At 61.1% G+C, this 17,787-nt stretch carries 15 protein-coding genes and 1 other RNA gene; 5 read left to right on the top strand and 11 right to left on the bottom strand.

The features are described 5' to 3' along the window. Positions 1 to 4 precede the first annotated feature (4 nt). Entirely contained in the window at positions 5 to 1,969 is a 1,965-nt protein-coding gene (locus tag QM647_RS00815; protein WP_414993568.1) for a beta-N-acetylhexosaminidase family protein, read from the bottom strand. 168 nt (positions 1,970 to 2,137) lie between these two features. Next, positions 2,138 to 2,749 (bottom strand): DUF4142 domain-containing protein, encoded by a 612-nt coding sequence (locus QM647_RS00810; RefSeq protein WP_414993567.1) that lies wholly within the window; start codon positions 2,747 to 2,749, stop codon positions 2,138 to 2,140. Positions 2,750 to 2,870: 121 nt separating this feature from the next. Between QM647_RS00810 and ssrA the strand changes: the two genes are divergently transcribed. Next, positions 2,871 to 3,228, top strand: a transfer-messenger RNA (tmRNA) gene (ssrA, locus tag QM647_RS00805). A 114-nt stretch (positions 3,229 to 3,342) separates the two neighbouring features. On the opposite strand, the gene QM647_RS00800 is transcribed toward ssrA, so the two are convergent. Beyond that, positions 3,343 to 4,674: a protoglobin domain-containing protein gene (locus QM647_RS00800; protein WP_414993566.1), complete on the bottom strand. Its 1,332-nt coding sequence runs from the start codon at positions 4,672 to 4,674 to the stop codon at positions 3,343 to 3,345. A gap of 219 nt (positions 4,675 to 4,893) precedes the next feature. On the opposite strand from QM647_RS00800, the gene QM647_RS00795 reads away from it, so the two are divergent. Together QM647_RS00795 and QM647_RS00790 are read left to right on the top strand one after the other, a co-directional pair. Beyond that, entirely contained in the window at positions 4,894 to 5,433 is a 540-nt protein-coding gene (locus QM647_RS00795; protein WP_414993565.1) for an SspB family protein, read from the top strand. A 77-nt stretch (positions 5,434 to 5,510) separates the two neighbouring features. Further along, entirely contained in the window at positions 5,511 to 7,853 is a 2,343-nt protein-coding gene (locus QM647_RS00790; RefSeq protein WP_414993564.1) for a serine hydrolase, read from the top strand. Here QM647_RS00790 and QM647_RS00785 read toward each other — a convergent pair whose 3' ends face one another. From QM647_RS00785 to QM647_RS00760, 6 genes are all read right to left on the bottom strand, one after another. Beyond that, complete coding sequence (locus QM647_RS00785; protein WP_414994543.1) at positions 7,854 to 8,207, bottom strand: RusA family crossover junction endodeoxyribonuclease; 354 nt, start codon at positions 8,205 to 8,207, stop codon at positions 7,854 to 7,856. After that, positions 8,207 to 9,019, bottom strand: coding sequence for a peptidylprolyl isomerase (locus tag QM647_RS00780; RefSeq protein ID WP_414993563.1), 813 nt, complete (start codon positions 9,017 to 9,019; stop codon positions 8,207 to 8,209). The genes QM647_RS00785 and QM647_RS00780 overlap by 1 nt, the downstream gene beginning before the upstream one ends. Continuing rightward, positions 9,016 to 10,305, bottom strand: coding sequence for a cytochrome P450 (locus QM647_RS00775; protein WP_414993562.1), 1,290 nt, complete (start codon positions 10,303 to 10,305; stop codon positions 9,016 to 9,018). The genes QM647_RS00780 and QM647_RS00775 overlap by 4 nt, the downstream gene beginning before the upstream one ends. A 68-nt stretch (positions 10,306 to 10,373) precedes the next feature. After that, entirely contained in the window at positions 10,374 to 12,689 is a 2,316-nt protein-coding gene (locus QM647_RS00770; RefSeq protein WP_414993561.1) for an ATP-dependent helicase, read from the bottom strand. Positions 12,690 to 12,909: 220 nt separating this feature from the next. Further along, the gene (locus QM647_RS00765; RefSeq protein WP_414993560.1) at positions 12,910 to 13,158 is read right to left on the bottom strand and encodes a ribbon-helix-helix domain-containing protein; all 249 of its coding nucleotides are present in this window, start codon (positions 13,156 to 13,158) and stop codon (positions 12,910 to 12,912) included. 160 nt (positions 13,159 to 13,318) lie between these two features. Continuing rightward, positions 13,319 to 13,516 (bottom strand): DUF4169 family protein, encoded by a 198-nt coding sequence (locus QM647_RS00760; RefSeq protein WP_414993559.1) that lies wholly within the window; start codon positions 13,514 to 13,516, stop codon positions 13,319 to 13,321. Positions 13,517 to 13,896: 380 nt separating this feature from the next. Here QM647_RS00760 and QM647_RS00755 point away from each other — a divergent pair, with 380 nt between their 5' ends. Further along, positions 13,897 to 14,295, top strand: coding sequence for a YccF domain-containing protein (locus QM647_RS00755; protein WP_414993558.1), 399 nt, complete (start codon positions 13,897 to 13,899; stop codon positions 14,293 to 14,295). Between the two features lie 102 nt (positions 14,296 to 14,397). Next, positions 14,398 to 15,282, top strand: coding sequence for an AraC family transcriptional regulator (locus tag QM647_RS00750; protein WP_414993557.1), 885 nt, complete (start codon positions 14,398 to 14,400; stop codon positions 15,280 to 15,282). A 4-nt stretch (positions 15,283 to 15,286) separates the two neighbouring features. Here the strand turns inward: QM647_RS00750 and QM647_RS00745 are convergent, their stop codons facing one another. Together QM647_RS00745 and QM647_RS00740 are read right to left on the bottom strand one after the other, a co-directional pair. Continuing rightward, positions 15,287 to 16,129, bottom strand: coding sequence for a HAMP domain-containing protein (locus tag QM647_RS00745; RefSeq protein WP_414993556.1), 843 nt, complete (start codon positions 16,127 to 16,129; stop codon positions 15,287 to 15,289). A 117-nt stretch (positions 16,130 to 16,246) separates the two neighbouring features. Beyond that, on the bottom strand, positions 16,247 to 17,587 hold the full coding sequence (locus QM647_RS00740) for an MFS transporter (RefSeq protein WP_414993555.1): 1,341 nt from the start codon (positions 17,585 to 17,587) through the stop codon (positions 16,247 to 16,249). Between the last annotated feature and the right edge of the window lie 200 nt (positions 17,588 to 17,787).

Here is a 17,787-nt window from a genome sequence, read left to right as displayed (position 1 = left end):
TGATCTATTTCGCCGGCGCGGGCAGATAGACCAGACCTGGCGCCTCGGCGATAAAACGATCGAGCACGCCATCGGCGATCCTGATCGCGCCTTCCGGGCGGGTTGCGCCGGGGATGGTACGGATCTTTGACGCTTCATCCGCCAGACGCGCGGCCTCGGCAAAAAAGCGCGCCGCTGTGCCCCCGTCCTGTGCGCGCAGGCCACTGACTGTCAGCTGCAGGGCGCGGCCCCACAGGGCGGTGGCGTCGAGCCACGGCTGGGCCTCTGTAACGAAACCGGGCACGGCCACACCGGCGCGGATGCGGTCGGGCGCCGCCGCCAGATCGTCGGCGGCTTGCGACAGGGCGTCCAGCGCCGCGGTGCGTTCAGCCGCATCGCCGGAAGCCAGGGCATCGCGCACACGATTGGTCAGGGCCAGCAGCTGCGGCGCCTGGGTCTGCCAGGGCTGGTTGCCAAAGGTCGGGGCCAGGTGCTGGGTATCGAAGAAGGTCAGCAGTGCCTCGGTGGTTTGCGGATCGCCACCGGCCAGATAACGCGCGGCGGCCTTCCAGGTGCGTTCGGCGTCATAGGCCTTGTCGTTCCAGGCAAAGGCGATCAGCCCCATTACGGCCGGGCGGCTGGCCACTTCCTGGTTCATCGGGTTGGAGACGATGCCGGCCAGTTCGGTCGAAAGCCCGGCCTCGCGGCGCGCATAGGGCGCCAGCAGCAGGCGCCCGGCGGATTCGTTGTAGTCGTTGACCGGGTAGTTGTCCCACAGCAGGGTCTTGCGTCCGAAGGCCTTGGTGGCATTGCGCGCATCGGCGACCGAGATCGACGCCGGCACGGTATCGGTGCCGGTCCACTGGATCACCACGCGCGGGTCGAGATCCTTGGCCAGCTCGGTCTTGTAGGGGGAAACCGTGGCATTGAAATACTCGGTCGGCACCATGATCAGCGCGCCATGTCCGGCCGTCGCCAGATCGGCCTGCACGACATTGAGCAGGGTGGCCTGTGCGCGCGCCGCCGCCGTTTCGTTCGGTGCACCGAAGGCGGTCTCGTCGGCCGTGCAGTTCCATTTGGTGTATTCGATATCGTCGAGCGCGACATAGAAGCTGCGCACGCCGATGCCGCGCAGGGCGGCGAACTTGCTGCGGATCGCCTCCAGATCGGCGGGATCGCTGTAGCAGATCGAAGGGCCGGGCGAGATGGCGTAGACGAAGTTGATATGCTGGCGGTTGGCGGCCGCGACCAGGCCGCCCAGGTCCTTGAGCGTCTCGGCGGGGTAGGGCTCGCGCCATTTGTCGCGCGCGAACACGTCGTCCTTCGGGCTGTAGATATAGGTGTTGGCCTTCATCCCGGCCAGGAATTCGATATGGGCGGCGCGCTCGGCCATCGACCAGGGCTTGCCGTAGAAGCCCTCGATGGTGCCGCGTACCGGCATGGCCGGATGATCGGCGATGGTCACGGCCGGAATCCGGTCATCGGCGGCTATCTGCTTCAGGGTTTGGGCGGCGTGGTAAAGGCCGTCGCCATCCTTGCCCGCCAGTACGATCAGGGCACCGTCATCGGTCTTGTGGCTGGCCAGGGTATAGCCTTCGGTTTCCGTCGGCAGGGCCGCCCCCGTGCGTTTGACGGCGGCCTGGATGGCGCTGGCGTCGGCCGTGCCGATCACCAGATAGACCGCGTCTAGTTGCGTCGGCAGCCGGGTTGCGGTGCGGACTGAGCCCACGCCCGCATCGGTCAGCACACGGCGCACCAGGGCCTCGGTCTCGGCGTCGACATAGCCGGCGCGCACCAGCACCACGGTCTTGCCAAGCGTAATCCCGGTGCCGGTCAGTTTGAGCGATGCCGGGGCCGGGAAAATGGCCGGCGCGGTCGCCAGCGGTTCCGCGCTCGTCGCTGCCGCGCTCAGCGCCAGAATGGCCGTGCCAAGAACCGTGCCTGCGCATATCAGTGTGCGGAACCGGAAATTCTGGAGAGGCAGGCGCATGGACGGAACCCTATATTTTACAAAGGCATCCGGTGTATCCCCTCCACCGTACCCTGTCGAGATAAAATCTTGTTCATATATAAAAATGATCGACTGCCTGAATATAGCAAGGCCCGCCTCTTTTCGGAAGCGGGCCTTGTCGCGAAGGCGAGCGGCAGAAACCGAAGCCTATTCCTTGAAGGCGTCGATCTTGTCCTTGTGGGCCTGCAGGGTCGGCAGGGTGTCGGTGGCGAAGGTCTGCAGGGCAGCATCCTTGCCGTTCTTCGAATAGTCATCGAACAGGCTGACGGCCTCGGCATGGCCGCTCTGCTGGAGATCGACATAGGCCTTGTCGAAATCGCTGCCGGTCTTGGTGGCCAGGTCATCCAGCTTCTTCTGGTGGTCGTCGTCGAGCGCGACCGGCGGAGTCAGGCCGGAGGTGGCGGCGGCGGCGGTATCCAGCTTCTTGCCGGCGGCGGTGTGGTCCTTGACCATCATCTTGGCGAAGGCGACGACATCGGCATTCTTGGAGGTCTTGATGGCCAGTTCGCTGGTCTTGATCTCGAAGAGGCCGGCAATGGCCGCCTTGGTGACGAAATCCTGCGTCTTGTTGGCGTCCATATCGGCGCCGACGGAACTGACGGCGGAGGAGGCGTCGGCCACTACGCTGGCGGTGGCGTCTTCCACCTTGTCCTGGGTGGACTTGCTGCAGGCGGCCAGGCCGCCGAGGGACAGGGCGAAGATGGCGCCGCAGGCGGCGGCGGCGCGGAGATGACTTGTCATATGACGAGAACGGGACATGGAGCGATTCCTCAGCTATGGTTGTAAAGCTGGGGTCACGCTAGGCGTGATGGCATAAATTTGCCCCGCCTGTTCACGCGTCCGTGACATAAAATTCCGTAAGGATGATTTTGTTCGCTTATCTCTTCCCCTGACCGTTTCCTGCGCCTATATTGGGTGTGTCGGGTTTCGGCCCGACTATGGGGATAAACGCCCACGTAATAAGCGAACTGGACCCGGGTGCGATTCCCGGCGGCTCCACCATCACCCTTCCAGGCTTAGGGACATATGGGGCCGATCAGCATCGACAGGCGTGTAAAGGTGAAGCTTTCCCTCAGTGTGAGGCTCTGTGATCGCCTCATTTTTTAACTGCGAACGATAACTTCGCTTCGGACCAAGCTCTTGCTGCGTAATGCGGCGGATCTAATCCACCTAAACTCCTAGGAACTAAGCCTCCTAGGCGGGGCCAGCTGGCCGCCTTGCAACAGAAGGCCAGCACCTTCCCAGTCATTATGCGAAGCGCCTTGCAACAGAAGCTTCCCACTTTTCTTCAAAAAATGTAGCCGTCACAAGCGATCTTGTCTTTCGCGAAGAAGGCTCGTGCCGTGAGCGCGTTAAGACGCCCGCAGATTGACGAAGAACTGTTCGGCGTGGCGGGTCAGTTCGTCCGATTGCGCCGACAGGGATTGGGCGGAATCGTCCACCGAGGCCGTGGCCATCTGGGTCTGCTTCACCGCGCTGTTCAGGCTGACAATATGCTGTGACAGGCTGGAGGAGGCGTCCGACACGTGCTGGATGCTGGCCGCGATCTCGTTGGTCGCCGTACTCTGTTCCTCCACGGCGGCGGCAATCGAGGTATTGGACGCCTCGACATCGCTGATCGCGTTGACGATATCGCCGATAGAGGCCACGGCCCGGTCGGTCGAGCCGCGGATGTCCTTGATATGCTGTGAAATTTCGGTGGTGGCGCGGGCGGTCTGATCGGCAAGGGCCTTGACCTCGGTGGCCACCACGGCGAAGCCCTTGCCGGCGTCACCGGCGCGGGCCGCCTCGATGGTGGCGTTGAGCGCCAGCAGGTTGGTCTGGGCCGCGATGCCCTGGATCATGCCCAGGATATCGCCGATCTTATCGACCGCGCCGGAAAGCTGGCTGACCTCGGTGCTGGAGGTTTCCGCCATCTGGACGACCGAGCGAATGCCGCTCGAAGCGCCGCTGATCTGGCTGCTGATTTCCTGGATCGACTTGGTCAGCTGCTCGGCGGCCGCGGCCACGGATTGCGAATCCATCGAGGCCTGGCTGGCCACGCTGGCAACGGTTTCAGAGGTCGATTGCGCACTGTCGGCGACCTGTCCCAGATCGTGCGAGGTCGACTGCAGGGCCGTTGAGCGGTCAGTGACATGGCCGATGATGATTTCAAACTCACCGCGGAACTGGTCAATCGCTTCCTCCGTCTTGCGGGCGCGGTCCAGTATCGCGCCTTCGCTGGCGGCCTGATAGGTGGAGATGGCGACATCGAGATCGAGGAAGACCGCCTTGTTGACGGCGATCAGGGCGCGGGTCAGGGCCTTTGGCTTGAAGCGGTAGGCCTCGGTCAGCGCGGCCGTCAGTTCATCGAGGACAAACTGATAGGCGGCGATATACCATTTGGGTTCGAGGCCGATGCGATGGTGCGTATGGCCGATCCTTAGGGCATTTTCGAAATAGGCCCGATCGAAACCGCTGGTGAACAGCATTTTCCAATGGCGGCTCTGCGCGCCCTGCAAGCGGTCATCCTGACTGCCGATCATGGCGACCAGGTGCGGTTCGCGCCGGACGTGGGCGTAAAAGGCCTTGAGAATACGGGGCAGGGCGGGTTCTATACGCGGCCAGATCTGTCGCAGCAGGTTGATGTCTTCAATGGTGATGCGGGCGAAATCGAGCCTGTGCTGATAGCCGTCGACGTTCATTGAACACTCCTACTGTCACGTTTCTAATTAAAACGCATATATTCGGGTTGTGTTTACTCAACTAATGGTTAACCAAAGATTGTAAACAATCCTTATCCGTATAATATTTGTGGATATGGTTTTTTATCGCTTCACGGCAATTTGCGGTTTCGTTTTTAAATCGTCATGCTAAGTCTGCACGCACCGCACAATGACCGAGTTCGTAAAGGCTTTGAACTTATGTCCGAAGATCAGATGATCATCGACCAGATGGATTACGCCAGCCTGACCCAGAACGCCCTGCGGGGCGTCATCCGTCAGGGCCTGCTGCGTGCCGCTTCGCCGGAAGGCCTGCCGGGCGAGCATCATTTCTACATCACCTTCCTGACCCGCGCGCCCGGCGTATCCATTCCGCCCGACCTGCTGGCGCGCTATCCGTACGAAATCACCATCGTGCTGCAGCACCAGTTCCGCGACCTGCGCGTCACCGACGATTTCTTCCGCGTGACCCTGACCTTCGGCGGCATGCCCAAGATCCTGACCGTCCCCTATGCGGCCATTACCCGTTTCCACGACCCGCACGCCCAGTTCATGCTGGAGTTCGAGGTCGATGATCCGGCGGCCCTGACGCAAGATCTCAGCGCCAGCGAAGAGATCGGCGACATCGTGACTGAACTGGTGCCGCCTGCGGAGAAGGCAGAGCTGGAAACGGACGAAAAGCCGGCGGAGGCGGATGACGCGCCGAAGATCGTTTCGCTGGATCAATTCCGCAAAAAATAAAGCCTGCGGTCGCAAAAAAGTCGCTACGCCTGTCATCAGAATCGCCTAAATTCGTTTCTGACGAAAGCGAGGCGAGCATGGCGTTTCGGAATCCGGGTCACAGGTTCGGCAAAAAAGCCCTGATGGCGTTGTTGTGCCTGGGGCTGGTCTGCGCCGCCACCGGCCCGGCCGTCACCCAGTCCGTGCCGCCTACAGACACAGCGCAGACATCCGCTTCATCCGAAGCCCTGCCGTCGAACCTGGACCTCAAGCCCTATGTGCCGTCTTCAACTGCGGCCTCCAGCGCGTCTTCTGCGGTCCGCAAGCCACGGCCTAAGCCTGCGTCTGTGACGACACCGGCGCCGGGCACGACCATTGTTGCGCCGGCCAGTATACCCGGAAGCCCCATCGCCTATCCGACCGCCATTCCGGGCGTTATCGCCAAACCGGCCGCGCCAGTGGCGGCGCCTGCCGCGCCCGTGGTTCAGCCGCCACATACCACTGCCACGCCGATCGATGCCGACGATATCGAGACCTTCACCGACTCGGTGGTGCGCACCCTGATGCAGCGCGACCATGTGCTGGGCGTGACAGTGGCTGTAGTGCAAGGCAATACGCCCCTGCTGCTCAAGGGCTATGGCTATGACCGCCTGTCGCCGCTGCGGCCGGTCGATCCTAATAATTCCGTCTTCCGCATCGGGTCGATCACCAAGGCCTTTACCTGGATCGTGGCGCGGCAGGAAATCGAGGCCGGGCGCATCACGCTGGATTCGTCGATCGGCAATTACCTGCCGGCCGATGTCTACAGCGAGGACCGCCGGTACAAGCCGATCACCCTGCGCGAGCTGATGGACCATACCAGCGGGTACGAGGAAACCAGCCTCGGCCACCTGTTCCAGCTCAATGGCGCGCAGCTGAGCGGGCCGGACACCTATTTCCGCGTCCATCGCCCCCGCCGTGTCCGTCAGCCGGGGGAGTTCGCCTCCTATTCCAATTTCGGCGCGGCCCTGGCGGCGCGCGCCCTGCAGCAGACCGCCCATGCCAGGGATGTACCGACCCTGATGGACGCGCGCCTGTTCCAGCCGCTCGGCATGGCCCATACGTCCCTGCGCGAGCCTTACAGCCCGCAGGCGCTCGACCTGGAAAACCTGCCCGACCCGCTATCGGCGGAACTGACGAAAGACCTGTCCGACGGCTTTGTCTGGGATGGCGCCACCTACAAGCCGCAGCCCTTCGATCATACGATCCATCTTTCCGGCGCGCTGGGCGCGTCTTCCACGGCGCAGGATATGGCGCGGGTTATGGCGCTGATGCTCGGCAACGGTCAAATCGACGGCATCCAGCTCTACAATACCGATTCCGCCAATGCCTTCCGCCAGCCGTTGCTGAAAATGCCGGAAGGCTACAATGGCTGGCCCTCCGGCCTGATGACGCGCGAGGCGCCGGCCGGTTTTACTACCTATGGCCATAGCGGCGCCACCCTGTGGTTTAATGCGAATATGATCATCGTGCCGGAAATGAACCTCGGCATCTTTATCGCGGCCAATACCCAGACCGGCGCGGCCCTGACCGCCAGCTATCCCAACCTGCTGCTCGATCACCTGACCGGCGATACGGTCAAGCCACCGCTGATGCCATCGCCTGCCAATGCCTATAGCCAGCATGCCGATTATTACCGCGCTATCCAGGGGCAGTATGTCTCAAGCCGTCGGGCCTATGGCGGGCTGGAAGGCGCGGTCACCCGTCTGCTCAATACGGTCGATGTGGGGGTAGATGGCGACGGCCGGCTGATCCTGACCACGCAGAACGGCCTGTCGGCCTTCGTGCCAGCCTCGGCCACGGGGTTCTTCACGCCGCAGGATTCCGAAGACCCCGGCCCGGCCTCGATCACTGGCGGACTGCATTTCCTTTTCAATGCCAACGGTACCCATGTTTCGGGCTTCGAGACCGCCGCCAACGAAGCGCGTTATGAGAAGGTCGGCTGGTGGTACAATCCCTCAACCGTCACGCTTCTGACGGCGCTGATGATCGCCTCATGCGTCTGCGTCTGGATCATGCTGGCCAAGGGACCGGGGCGCAACGAGCACCCGACCGAAGAGCAGGGGCGCGCCACCGTTATTTCGGCCTGCCTGTCCCTGCTGTGGCTGGCGGCGATCTTCGTTTTCCATGTCTGGCATACGGCCCTGGCCGACGATCCCGGCAGTCTGTTCACCCATTGGCCGGCCGGTCAGGTGCGCCTGGCCTCGGGTCTGGCCTTCGTGGCGACGCTCGGCACCCTCTACCAGGTGGCCACCGCTTTTTTGGTTTTCAGCGGCCGCGGCCGTTATGGTGACGACTGGCCGATGTGGCAGAAGGTGGCGCACAGCCTGATGCTGGCCTACTGGCTGTTCTACATCTTTATCCTGGCCATCTGGGGCGCGCTCGTGCCCTGGCTCTGGTGATCAGCGTCGGATGGCATAGACCCGGATATGTATTTGCTCGCGCTCGCCGGGATGGCGTTCGACCAGCAGCCGCGCCACCTGGCTGTCATCGTGGAAGACGAAGCCCTTGATGGCGTCGAGCAGGGCCTTGGCGAGATTGTCGAGGTCCATCCACGGCGGATCGCCGATATGCTCCATGCGGATTTCGACGGCATAGTCGCCCCACGCTGCCCGTGAGCCGCGCCATTCCTTGCGGAAGAACTCATAGACCAGTGGCTTGTAGTATTTCGCCTGGGTGGTCAGGCCGTCGATCAGAATCTCAATGCCCTCGGCGGTTTCCCGCGCCCGGACCTTGCCCGATGTAATCCAGTCAATCACGGGACTACACGCGCTGGCACGGTAATGTCGCAGATGGAAAAATCAGCGCCTTTCGCCGTGCGGGCCTGGTCCGACAGGGATTTAAAGGCGTCGCTGTCCGTCTTCAGTACCTCGATGCGCGGCGCCTTGGGCATGTCCGCCAAAACCTGCACATGGATCATCGAATCCGGGTGTTGCGGCGGTTCACCGGCCGCCAGGGCCTGCAACACGTCAGTACCGGCGATCACCTGGCCGAACAGGGTATATTCGTGGTCCAGACGCTGCGTCGGGGCCAGCATGAAATAGATTTCCGAATTGGCGGAATCGGTCGGCGTGTCATCGCGTCCCATGCCGAACGTGCCGGTGCAGTGGGTGGCCCAGGCATGGACCGCCTGGTCGGGATTGGCGGCCATGCGGCTTTCGTCGACCGAGATATAAGGCAGGGCGCCCATGAAGCCTTCATTCAGGCCTGATGGCCGCGCCACGACTGTATGCGGCATGGCGGCATTCAGCCGGAAGCGAAATTCCGGCTTCAGGTTGGGCAGTTCCGTCTTGCCGCTGTCGTGGTTGTTCGGATTGCCGGTCTGGGCCACGAAGCCGGAAATGACGCGGTGGAACAGAAGGCCGTCATAGGTGCCGCGGCGCGCCAGAAGCTTGACGCGCTCCACGGCCTTCGGCGCCATTTCCGGATGCAGCTCGATATAGAGGCGGCCTTTTTCGGTATCGATGACCAGCACGTTCTGCGGATCGGCCGCCCGCCATTGCGACTCCGCCGCCTGGACAGGGAAGGCCAACAGGGCGGCCGTCAGCAGAAGGGCTGTCCGGATCATATGGTCGTGACGTCCAGTTTGACCAGGCCACGGATGCCGGGCACGACACGCCAGTCAGGCGGGCTGTCATCGGCACGCCGCAGGTTCGGGAAGCGCTGCAGCAGCTGCAGGATCGCCGTCTGGCCCTCGATACGGGCAAGGGGGGCGCCGATGCAGATATGGGCGCCGGCGCCGAAGGACAGGTGCGGATTGGGACGACGGGTGATATCGAAGCGGTGCGGATCGTCGACACGGTCCTCGTCACGATTGGCCGAGATCAGGCTGACCACCAGGGCGTCGCCCTTGTGATAGGGGCAGCCGCCGGCCACCCCGTCCGCCTTGGCGAAGCGCGCCGAAAACGAAATCGGCGGCTCATAACGCAGGATTTCCTCGACCGCGCCATTGATCAGCTTCGGATCGTCGAGCACGGCCTGACGCGCCGCGTCATGGGTCAACAGCAGATAGATGCCGTTTCCGATCAGGTCGGCCGTGGTCAGGTGACCGGCCACCAGAAGGGCGAACAGATTGAACAGGATTTCATTGTCGTCGATCGGCGCGCCACCGGCCTGCGCGGCCAGCAGATCGCTGACCAGATCGTCGCGGGGTTCGATGCGGCGGGCCTCCATCAGGCTCTTGAAATGGCTGAGGATGCCCCGGCGGCCATCCAGCGCCAGCTTTTCCTGCTCGGCCGATTTGGTGGGATCGAAGGCCAGCTGTCCGGCCTCGGTCCAGACCTTCAGCGACTCGAACATTTCCGGCGGCGCACCGAGGATGGTGCCCAATACCTGGATCGGAATGAGGGCGGCATAGTCATTCACGGCATCGAAGGTTTCGCGGCCGGCCAGGCTGTCGATCTGCTGTTCGATAATGCGCGCCACCAGGGCTTGCGCACCGGCGGCGCGTTTCAGGAAGGCCTCGGCCACGATGCCGCGCACGCGGCCATGGTCCGGATCATCGAGGGTCAGCATGGAATCGTGCTTGCCGAACTCGGCCGCCATGGCGGCATTCAGCCGGCGCACATTGGCGATGACCGGGTTTTCCGGTGCCGCGTCATCGAAATTGCGCGACAGCGACCGGTCCATCAGGCTTTCGCGGCCGACGCCATAGGCGCTGATCAGCATGGCCGGGATCATGCCATCGTGCTCGACCGGACGCTCGCGGCGCTGCGGATCGAAAAGCGCGTGCGGATCGGCGCGCATGGCCGGGTTCAGTTCGGAATATTCGAACAGCAGGAAACGGGGAGGGTGTATCTTTTGAGTGCTGGTTTGATTATTGGGATTTTGGCCAGGATCTTGTGAATCGGGCATCAGGTTCTCCGTTGCCTCCACGAGCGACGTACCCCCCGGTACCGCCTTCGCAGGTGCAAACCTATTCCTTATGCCCGGTCAACGAAGCTGTCTATGACCTTTTTATCACCCGATGTCTCAAAATTAACGATAAGCTTGTTGCCCTCGATCTCGACGATCAGTCCGTAGCCGAATTTCATATGGAAGACGCGCTCGCCGAGCCTGAAGTTCTTGGCGGAAGGCTTGGCCGGCGCCGGCTGGCGATGCGGGGTCGGCCGGGCCTTGGGTTCCAGGCGGCTCATATCGACGCCTGAGAGGTCGCCGCCATAAGCCGGTTTTTCTTTCTTGGTATAGTTCGGCTCGTAACCAGCGCGATCCCAGCGGCTTTGCTGCGATTGCCACCCTTGCGAAGCGTAGCCGGTCTGCGACGTCGCCTCGACATTGTCGATCGGCAATTCATCGACGAAACGTGACGGTATCTGGTTGGTCCAGCGGCCATAGACCTGGCGGTTGGCGACAAAGCTGATCCGGGCCTCCTCGCGGGCGCGGGTAATGCCGACATAGGCGAGGCGGCGCTCTTCCTCCAGCGATTTCAGCCCGCCTTCGTCCATGGAGCGCTGTGACGGGAAGATGCCTTCTTCCCAGCCCGGCAGGTAGACGACCGGGAATTCCAGCCCCTTGGCGGCGTGCAGGGTCATCAGGCGGACGCTGTCGCCGCCATTGTCGCGCTCCAGGTCCATGACCAGGGAGACGTGCTCCAGAAAGGCCGCCAGATCATCGAAGGCGGCCATCGAGTCGCCCAGTTCCTTGAGGTTATCGAGCCGCGTCTGGCCGGAGGTCTTGTCAGCGCGCTGCATGTCGTAATAGCCGCTGTCGGTCAGTATGGTGTCGAGCAGCACGTCCTGCTGCATCGACTTGCTGAGTTCCAGCCAGCGGCTGAAGTCGCGGATAAACCCGACCAGCGGGGTCTTGGCGCGCGCCGGCAGTTCATCGGTCTGGATCAGGTCGCGCACGGCGGTCATGACCGACACGCCGGCCAGGCGCGCCTGTTGCAGCAGCTTTTGCACGGTGGCGTCGCCGATGCCGCGCTTGGGCACATTGATGATGCGTTCGAAGGCCAGGTCGTCGTCGGGTGACTGGATCAGGCGCAGATAGGCGATGGCGTCGCGGATTTCGGCGCGCTCGAAGAAGCGCGGGCCGCCGACCACCGTATAGGGGATCTGCAGCATGACGAAGCGTTCTTCGAAGGCGCGCATCTGGAAGGAGGCGCGTACCAGCACGGCCATGTCCGACCACTTGCGCGGATCGGCATCGCGGGTGCCCTTATGCTGACGCTCCATGTCCTCGGCCACGAATTGGGCTTCGGCGGCGCCATCCCACAGGCCCTGCACGCGCACCTTCTCGCCGCCTTCCTGGTCGGTGAAGAGGGTCTTGCCGAGGCGGGCGGTATTGGCCTTGATCAGCCCGGCGGCGGCGGCAAGGATGTGCCGGGTCGAGCGGTAATTGCGCTCCAGCCGGATGACCCTGGCGCCGGGATAATCGCGCTCGAATTTCAGGATGTTATCGACCTCGGCGCCGCGCCAGCCATAGATCGACTGGTCGTCGTCACCGACACAGCACAGGTTGCGGTCGGCATTGGTCAGAAGACGCAGCCACAGATACTGGGCAACGTTGGTGTCCTGATATTCATCGACCAGCACGAATTTGAACTTGCGGTGGTAGGTTTCGAGAATATCCGGATGCTTCGTCAGGATGTCGAGATTGTGCAGCAGCAGGTCGCCGAAATCGCAGGCATTGAGGATGCGCAGGCGATCCTGGTACATCTTGTACAGCTTGACGCCGCGATTGCCGGCAAACTCCGAACCTTCGCCGCCTTTCACTTTATCAGGTGTCAGGCCCTTGTTCTTCCACTGGTCGATATGCCAGGCGAAGGATTTCGGCGTATAACGCTTCTGATCGATGTTTTCCTGCTCGAAGATTGCCTTGAGCAGGCGCACCTGATCGTCGTCATCGAGGATATTGAAGCTCGATTTCAGCCCGACCAGTTCGGCGTGACGGCGCAGGATCTGCGCCGCGATCGAGTGGAAGGTGCCGAGATTGTCCAGCCCTTGCGCCGATGCGCCGATCAGCTTCTGCGCTCGTTCGCGCATTTCGCGGGCCGCCTTGTTGGTGAAGGTGACGCACAGGATTTCCCATGGCCGCGCCAGCCCTTGCGCCAGTATATGGGCGATGCGGGTGGTCAGGACGCGTGTCTTGCCCGTGCCGGCGCCGGCCAGCACCAACACCGGGCCAGAGACCGTGCGCACGGCGGCTTCCTGCTCCGGATTAAGGCCGGTGAAGAAATCGGGGCGGGCGGCAGCCATCTGGCTGATGCTTTGAGAACTGGTCTGGGGAGCTGTCGTCATGTCCCTCAGTTAATCGCAGTCGGCCATTACGCCAAGGGTGAAACGACGCCAGTAACCGGATTTGGCACAAAAAGTGAACGCGCGGTGTGAGGACGCGACATTTGTTGCGCGCTCGTATTATTGGCGCCGTATTTAGGGTAACGTTGTTATTACTTTAAATCTAAAAATACCGCTGTTTTCAACTTTTGCGCGATGGGCGCGAGGTGAAGACCAGCGGGTTTCAGGCGTCTACTAATTTCCTGCGCTTGGCCGCGCCACCCTTGTTTTGCACAAAGGAGAGGGCTGACAGGCGGCAGAATGAGGCCAGAAGGCTCTCTCCGCGCTTCGAATCGAGTTCGGCAATCAGGGCTGCCAGACTGATTCGACGGTCCTTCGACATGATCTCCAGAACCGCCCAGAATTCGGGTTCGAGAGCCACCGACGTCGCGTGGCCAGCAAGATTAACAGAACGTTTTTTTAGGCCGGGCATTGTTTTCCTCCGATTTCATGAAGACATGCCTCCGCTTGGCGTGGGGAGCCGTTTTGGCCTCTGGCATCCACTGGGGTCAGTTTATTCATGGTGACCACTGGTATTATTTAACCTCGTACTCAGGGTGTGAAGTTAATGTGTGGTCTTTTATTGAATATCGTCAACCTTTTTTATTGTCCGCTTCGGTCAGGCGACGCTTTTGCGCCAGCTTTTCCATGTCCATTTTTTGCTTTGCTTTTTCCAGTTTTCTAACGCGGGTTGAAATGCCGTATGTAATGCGGTTTTCCTCTGCCTTGGCTTTTTCATCTTGTTTTTTCTTGGCTTTTCTAATCTTGTTGAAATTGATCAGGTCGGCCATTCGTTTTCGGCTCCGGTAAGGAAAGATGAGAGTCCGGCGTTCAGATATCTCTGTTACCGTACCGTACTGTTCAGTTTCTTGAGCGTTTAATTCGCAAACTCAAGTAAACCAAGGCGTGAACTTTTAGTCTTCGCGTCCTGTTTAAAGCGTTTTTAAGTTCTTTATACCGGCGGAGCCAAGGCTATCAGTTGCTTTTAAGTATATGCCTTCATGCATCAGAAGTCCATACCATGTCTCCGGGGCTTCGGTAGCCGGCTGCCCGCCGGGCTTTTGCCACCGAAGCAGGGGCTTCACGAGGCAGGTGACGTAAAATTAAGATGACGCGTGCGCAGGGACGGGCATACTGCACCCTATCCTTACTCAGGCCCGGAGGCGATTTCGTGACCCTGCTGCTCAATATCCTGTGGTTCATTTTCGGCGGTTTCATCTCGGGCTGCCTGTGGCTGTTCGGGGGGCTTATCCTGGCCTGCACGATCGTGGGGCTGCCGTGGGCCTTTGCCGCCTGGCGGATCGCGGGATTTGTTTTCTGGCCCTTCGGGCGTCAGATCGTCGACCGCGAAGCGCATACGGGCGAGAGCGACCTCGGCACAGGCTGCCTGGGCTTCTTTCTCAACATCATCTGGTTCGTGTTTGCCGGCTGGTATATCGCCCTGTCGCATGTGCTGGTCGCCATCGCCGAGGCCGTCACCATCATCGGTATTCCCTTCGCTTTCAAGGACATACAACTGGCCCAGCTGGCTCTGGCGCCAATTGGCAAGATGGTGGTCGATAAAGCCTGATTGCAGGCCTAGTCATTTCCAGACCGCCGGCCGAACCGCAAGATTGGTGGAGCCGCCGATAGGCTGATCAGGCTAGATGGTCTCGCCACGAAGGGAATGACGATGACGGCGGCGCTTCAGAATTACCGGGCCCGGATGCAGCGGGTGCTGGACTATATTGACCAGCATCTTGACGAAAATCTGAACCTGGACAGGTTAAGCGGCGTCGCGGCCTTCTCGAAATATCATTTTCACCGGCAGTTCACGTCCACCTTTGCTGTGTCCGTGCATGGCTACGTCCAACTGGCCCGCTTGAAGCGGGCTTCGCATGAACTGGTCGCGAATGCGTCCAGAAGTGTAACGGACATAGCGATGGATGCTGGCTATGAAGCCCCTGACGCTTTTGCTCGCGCCTTTCGGCGACGGTTCGGGCAATCGCCGTCATCATTCCGCAAATCGCCCGACTGGGCTCCGTGGCTTTCGGCCTTCGGGCCTCTGGACACTGCGCGGAGCAAATTTATGCAAATTACCTACGATTATGACGATGTTATTATCCGGAACGTGCCCCCGACGCCGGTGGCTATCATGGAGCATCGGGGCGACCGGGCTATGCTGGGTGACACCATCCAGCGCTTCATCATCTGGCGCAAGGCGGCCGGTCTGTCGCCAGAGACAAGCCCGACCTTCAACATTTTCCGGTCTGAGCGCACTCCTGCCGTCGCGGCCGATTACAGCATGGATCTTTGTGTCGGTACCCAGCTGCCCATAGCTGCCAATGATACGGAGATGAAGGCCGGCGTGATACCCGGCGGCCGCTGCGCGGTTTTGCGGGTCGTCCATAACACCCATAATCTGGAACCTGCCGCACTATATCTTTACCGTGACTGGCTTCCGGCCAGCGGTGAGGAAGCCCGCGATTTCCCGATCTATTGCCAGCGGCATTTTTCGTTCTTTCCGGATGTATCGGTGTACGAAGTGATCGTGGAGTTGTTCCTGCCGCTGAAATGAGCGCCTAATCCAGCAGAATTTCGCGCAGTTTCCTCTCCTTTTCCTGTTCCTCGGCGGCCTTGGCGGCGGCCAGGCGCTCGGCCTCCATCGAGCGTTCCTTGAGCACAGCCAGGGCGCGCCACACTGATGACACCTCATCTTCGCCTTGCGTGGCCTCGATCACCTGGTCGTATTCGCCCTTCGAGGTCTTGATGATGGCCGAGGCGAGATTGCGCAGGGGATTGGTGATGAAGTGCGCCACGATCCACAGCGACAGGCCCATGATCAAGGCGATGCCGAGCAGGGCGGTCAGCAGAAAATCACCGGCGCGCTGATGGTTGAAGCGATCGGCTTCCGTCTTGGCTGCGGCCAGTTCGGTACGGGTTTGCTGCACCAGGGTTTCGACCTCCCCCTGGAAGGCGATGCGATCAGGACGATTACCCGTGCTCATGGCTTCCGCGGCCACCAGATCGCCCCTTGTGGCGAGGTCGGCAACCTGGCGGCGCAGGGCAATGAAACGGGCCGCCTGGGTGGCCAGGGCATCGATCTGCGGCTTTTCGGCCGGTCGTGCATCGGCCTGCCACTGATGCACGAAGCCTTCCATCTCGGTCAGGTCGTCACGCAGGTTTTTAACGAAACCTGTCCGCTGGGTGTCGTCATCGGCGATATAGATGCCACGCGTTTCCATCACCACATTGCTTATCAGGTGATTGAACCGCTCTCCGCGCCAGGTTCGGTCATAGGCGTGGTCGTAGTCCTTCATCATGCGATTATAGTCGCCGATGGTCTTGAGGCCGAGACCGGTCACGGTGAGCGCCATCAGGGCGAAACAGCCGACCAGAATCAGAACGCGGGTACGTATCGACACGGCCTCTCCCTTCGTGATCACTGCCAGGGGCAGCTATCCGGGCGGCTTATGACAATCCGTTGCCGCCTCATGTAACAAGAATTACACAATTTCCTGACGGGCGCTACTGCCTAAAGACTACTGGCCGATCGTCGTGTTGCGCGTGAGTTTCGGACTGAGCAGGTGAATCAGACCGAATGCGACCAGATAGGCAAAGGCGGCGATCATGAAGATGATCGAATAGTTATGCGTCTTTTCCAGGATATAGCCGACAAACTTCGACATGAACATGCCGCCGATCGCGCCGGCCATGCCGCCGATGCCGATCACCGAGGCCACGGCGGAGCGCGGCAGCAGATCTGACGGCAGGGTGTAAAGGTTGGCCGAGAAGGCCTGGTGCGCGGCGGCGGCCACGCCGATGATCAGCACGGCAACCCACAGGTTGCTGACGCCCTGCGCCAGCAAAACCGGCGTGACGCACAGGGCGCAGATCAGCAGAGTCACCTTGCGCGCGATGTTGACGGAGACGCCTCGCCGGATCAGGGTCGAGGACAGCCAGCCGCCGGCCACGCTGCCGACATCAGACAGCAGATAAACGGCGATGACCGGCGGGCCGAAGGATTTGAGATCGAGGCCGTAGCTTTTCTTGAAGAAGTCCGGAAGCCAGAACAGCCACAGCCACCAGATCGGATCGATGAAGAATTTACCGACCGCGAAGACCCAGGTTTCCTTGACGAACAGCAGTTTGACCCATGGCACCCTGTCGACATGATCGGCCGGATCGCTGTGGATCAGGGCCAGTTCGGCGGCATTGACCTTTGCATGTTCGATCGGGCGGCGATACATCATCCACCAGACGACGGCCCAGATCAGGCTGAGGGCGCCGGTGGTATAGAAGGCGCCGCGCCAGCCCCAGTTCAGGCCGGGGATTTCGAGGGGGCCGAAGCCGAAATTGAGACTTACGGCGCCCAGCGCGATCATCGGCACGAGCAGCGGGGCGATAATGGCGCCGATATTGGAGCCGGCGTTGAAAATGCCGGCGGCCAGCGCCCGTTCACGCTGCGGGAACCATTCGGTCACGGCCTTGAGGCTGGAGGGGAAGCTGCCGGATTCGCCGATGCCCAGCGCCACGCGGGCCAGGGTGAATTGCAGGCCGCTGGTCACCGCGCCGGTGAACATATGCGCCAGGGTCCAGATCGAGAAGGCGATGGTATAGCCGATACGGGCACCGATCTTGTCGAGGATGCGCCCCCAGGCGAGGAAGCCCAGGGCATAGGCCGCCTGGAACCAGAAGACGACGTCGGCATAACCTTCTTCCGTCCAGCCCATTTCGGCCGATAACGGGTCCTTCAGCACGCCGATCATCTGACGGTGGATATAGTTGATGGCGATGGCCGCCAGAAGCAAGCCGCAGATGGTCCAGCGGTAATGGCTCGGTTTCTGCTCACCGGACGAAGGAGGGGCGCTGGCAGGCGTCATGATATATCCCTGTATTTTCTTATATCGCCAATAGGCTTGAGAGTGACACCGGTGTCAAGATGGATGTCGCTAAATTTAATACAGAGTGGGGCGAATTAATCCAGACGTTGAAAAATGCGCTTTGACAGCCCTGATCCGATCTCGCATAGTTAGCCAGCGATGCCATGTTCCGGGCATCCCGGCTGGGTCTGAAGCCGCAT

Origin of the sequence: Asticcacaulis sp. (assembly GCF_047605585.1) — a bacterium.
Classification (GTDB): domain Bacteria; phylum Pseudomonadota; class Alphaproteobacteria; order Caulobacterales; family Caulobacteraceae; genus Asticcacaulis.
The sequence above is the reverse complement of the archived record's forward strand: the minus strand, read 5'-3'. Positions and strand labels throughout refer to the sequence as shown.